The sequence below is a fragment of the Cognatishimia sp. MH4019 genome (assembly GCF_020177595.1).
In the GTDB taxonomy this organism is placed as follows: domain Bacteria; phylum Pseudomonadota; class Alphaproteobacteria; order Rhodobacterales; family Rhodobacteraceae; genus JAHTBL01.
In genome coordinates, this window is sequence record NZ_JAHTBL010000022.1 from 1 (window position 1) to 3,748 (window position 3,748).

Here is a 3,748-nt window from a genome sequence, read left to right on the forward strand (position 1 = left end):
TTCTCGCCGTGGCTCTTACGTGTTCCGGGTTTCTGTCTCATCTCCACTCCTTGGTGGTTACGATGTGCCAGAAACCCTCTCTTATCAAATCAACCTAAACTGTCCCATTGGTGCTGACGTCAGACAGCCAAAGCCCCCTCCTCTTGCACTAAACTTCACTCGAAATACGTAGGCACCCACGCATCAATCCGCGCTTTCTGAGCCTTCGTGACGCCCAGAACCTTCTGCCGTTCGGAGTCGCTAAAGACCTCTTCCAACACCTCGGCCTTCACGGCTTTCTTCAGTTTGACGAAGGTCTTGAACTGCGGATCGTTCGGTTTCAGACCCAGCAAGTCCGCGTAAATGTCCTGCATCATCTGCGCGGATATCCGGCTGAACAGGTTCTCAGCGGTGGGGGTCCAAGTTGACCGGATTGCCGCTCCGGTCTTTCCCTCCAAGACCGCAGTAAAGTCCTCCGAGCCGCCGACCAAGACCGCGCTCAACTGGCGGCTCAACTCGGCATCTCGATACGCGCGACCCTTCTTTTTGAACGCTGCAAATGCCTTGCACAAATCCACATCCCACGGTGATTTTGGAGAGGCTTTCGGATCGCTCAACCGCGCATCGACCGCAAACCCGGTCTCAGATTTCGGAGTGTTCGACGGGCTCTCAAAAGTCGCATCGAAGACGCGCGCGAACCCCGCCATCCCGCTCAGTTGGAACGCCAGTAGATCAAGCAACAGCTCCGGCTTCTCAATCGCTGCATTCTGTAAAGATGCCAGTCGAACTGCATCAAGATCATCGCGCAGTTTTTGCGAATAGGGGTTACGTGGGGCAGCTTCGGGATCGCCGTGCTTCGACTTTTCCAGAACGCCAGCTTCGATCGCAGCTTTCCTATCCTCTGGTCGGATAAACCCCGCGTTGACCACACGGGCGCCCTCACCGTTCACGTGTATCACACACCCCGCCAACGCCTTTTGATCATCCGTAAAGTCGCCTTCAAGGATGGCATCCAGAACCTCCAACTCGGCCTTTCCATCCGCGTCGAGAACGTCCGTATCAGACAGTTCCACCAGCGCTTCAAACCGCTCGCTTTGCGTGTCGTTCAGAACGCCAGCCACCGGATAGACCCGCTGATACTTGTGCACTTCGACGAAGTTCCAGCCAAGGTAGGCGTCAGCGCAAACTTCGACCCACGCCCAACCGTCAGCCTCTTTCACGGCCTCCGCATGCGCCGTCAAAGCGGCCTTAAACGCCTCGTCCAGAACCTCAGCGCTTTCAAAGAACACATCCTCGGAAAACAGATCGGACGTCACGCGGCCACCTGCATCTTGATAAGCTTCGATGCCCACAAAGACCGCTCGACGATCCTTCGCGGTAACCGCTTTGGGATGCAGGAAATGGTCCAACTGACGTGTCGTTTCGATCCGCCCCTCCGCGATCAGCTGCAGCGCCTCAAACACCAGCTTGGGGTCATTTGCCGTGGTCATCCGCTGCGCCGATGTCAGGTTGATCTGTTGCGTCTTCAATGCGTCCAACGCGGCCTCCGGCAAGCCTGCCAGTTTCAACCGTCCTTTCACATGTGCGACGGTGACACCGAAGGCGGACGCAATTGCCTCGGCCGTGGCCTCACTTTGCGCCATCCGCCCGTAAGCCCGGATTTCATCGGCTGGGTCCAGATCGATGCGCGCGGTATTCTCCGCATTCGCCCATATCTCGGCCTGTGCTTCATCTGCTGCCAGACGCACCGGAATTGACGCCACAACCTGGGCTTTCCCATCCTGCTCGGCCAACAACTTCAACGCCCGCATCCGGCGTCCACCCGCCACGATGCCAATCGTGCCGTCCTCCTGCTGCAAGCCAATCAGGTTCTGCATCAAGCCACAGATGTCGATACTGCCCGCAAGGGTCGCGATACCCTCCTCGTTGACCTCTTGGCGTGGGTTCAACGGGTGCAAATAAAGCTGTTCAATCCCAGCAAAAACGATCCCGTGTTCGGTCGATAGTTTGGTTTGCTTTGTCATTTGAGAAGTCCTTTTGGTTTGAACGACACATCCGTCGTCCCTAAGGTCTTTCCCAGCCCATCATCGGGCCAAGAAAGCGCGGGGCCTTGCCCCTTGGTTTCGGTTCAGGAAGGGAGGCCAATCTTTCCCAGACACCTCCCTTCCTGCGTTTCACTTCTGGCTACTTGTGCAAATCACCTCCTTTCAAAACCTGCTTTTGGCCTCAGTATTCGTGGGCCAGCATGATGGTCAGAACCCGCCGCGTGACGTTCAAATCAGCAGGGTTCGGGCTGCCCATCCGGTAGTCGGTGTCGTAAAGGTCGATCTTCCAAGACAGCTTGTAGGTCGGCCCCGTGACCGTCAGATCGAAGGCGCCAAACGTGTGATCGCCATAAGGATCATTATCCTCGGTGAACTCTGAAAAGGTCTGCACGCGCTGCACGATGATCGCCTGCACCACGGGGGCAAGATCATCGACGCCTCGTGTCACCATAATCCGCCCGCGCACTGTCGGGTCTTGCCCGCAACTGTTCCGAAACAGATCGTTCTGCTGGGCGATCAGGGCGTTCTCGTCGGTGGGGATTTGCTCTGACATGACGCTCACCACCAGCACGAGTAGACAACGGTTTCACCCGATGCGATCTGCACCTCAGCCCAATCACAGAACGCCAAATCTTGCGCTGCATAGGCTTCGACCTGCTCGTCTTGAAACTGGTGGCCGTAAAAGAACCCGCCATTGGATTTCGGCAAGGCACCGTCCGTGACAAGCGCGCGCAGCCCTGCGATATCCGCCACCGTCAGCACCAACTCGGCGCAATTAAGCGCCTCCGCCCCCTGCCCCGTCTTGGCGACAAACAACGCCTCCGCCCATGCCTGCAAACGCGCATGCTTGCGCCAGTAGAACGTCATTTCGGACGGCACGTCCGCTTCCTCAGAAACCTTTACATATCCATATTGATCCAAACCCATCTCGGCTCTCCTTTGCGGTGAGACGACCTTGGCAATCGCGCCCTTGTCGTCTGGTTTTGAGCAAAGCCCCTAAAGGGGCGTCGTCTCTAAAACCTGACCCACTGGCGAAGTGTCGGGGGTAGCAACTGCCACGGAAATCGATGGGAGGTGGTGCGGCCCGCAGGCGCCAGCCGAGGACACGGTCCCGTCTATTTCCGTTGCGGGCGCGAGGACCAAAGGTCCTTAGAGCAAGGACCCGGCACGGGGCCGCGCAGCCTTGATCAGAAAAAGATGAAAAGAGGGGCCATGACCGGAGCTCTATCGCTCGAAGTGGTGATACGTCTCAGCCACAAGCTGGATATGCGGACACCCCAGCAAAAACATCGACGCGTCATGGACAGTGCGAAAATAGACGCACAACGCCCGCTGCCCAGACCACATCGTCTGAGGCCGGCTGGCATAGTTGTTTGCCCCAATATTTCGCTGCATCCAAAGCTGCGTGAGCTCGTGGGTTTCTGGAGAGCACTTGATCGTCAGCCGGACCGGAAACTCGCGATCAATAATGTCATACCGATGTGCTTTCCGAGACCCCATGACGTGAACGTATAGAGAACATCTGATAAGAGCGGCAATGAGAATTAACCGGTTCAGACCGAGATTTTCAGAGCTTGCGAATTGGTAAGATGCAGGGAATGGCGGGTTTGAGCTGATTGTGTTGAAAAACTCTTGCTTGATCGAAGTGGTAATCGCTGATTCAATTCCTTTATTGATTGGGGGATTTGGCGATGATGGGACCAAAGCAGGAGGCACAAGCGGCG

At 56.6% G+C, this 3,748-nt stretch carries 4 protein-coding genes; all 4 read right to left on the bottom strand.

The features are described from left to right. Positions 1-155: 155 nt before the first annotated feature. Entirely contained in the window at positions 156-2,003 is a 1,848-nt protein-coding gene (locus tag KUW67_RS18270) for a ParB/RepB/Spo0J family partition protein (RefSeq protein ID WP_224826776.1), read from the bottom strand. A 202-nt stretch (positions 2,004-2,205) separates the two neighbouring features. After that, positions 2,206-2,577, bottom strand: coding sequence for a DUF3768 domain-containing protein (locus KUW67_RS18275; protein WP_224826777.1), 372 nt, complete (start codon positions 2,575-2,577; stop codon positions 2,206-2,208). Between the two features lie 5 nt (positions 2,578-2,582). Then, positions 2,583-2,951, bottom strand: coding sequence for a hypothetical protein (locus KUW67_RS18280; RefSeq protein ID WP_224826778.1), 369 nt, complete (start codon positions 2,949-2,951; stop codon positions 2,583-2,585). A gap of 297 nt (positions 2,952-3,248) precedes the next feature. Further along, positions 3,249-3,748: hypothetical protein (locus KUW67_RS18285; protein ID WP_224826779.1), on the bottom strand; the 500-nt coding region annotated here is incomplete at its 5' end.

Excerpts from the sequence above, each read along its gene's own strand:
- KUW67_RS18275 (WP_224826777.1), bottom strand. The coding sequence starts at position 2,577 with ATGTCAGAGCAAATCCCCACCGACGAGAACGCCCTGATCGCCCAGCAG.
- KUW67_RS18270 (WP_224826776.1), bottom strand. The coding sequence starts at position 2,003 with ATGACAAAGCAAACCAAACTATCGACCGAACACGGGATCGTTTTTGCT.
- KUW67_RS18280 (WP_224826778.1), bottom strand. The coding sequence starts at position 2,951 with ATGGGTTTGGATCAATATGGATATGTAAAGGTTTCTGAGGAAGCGGAC.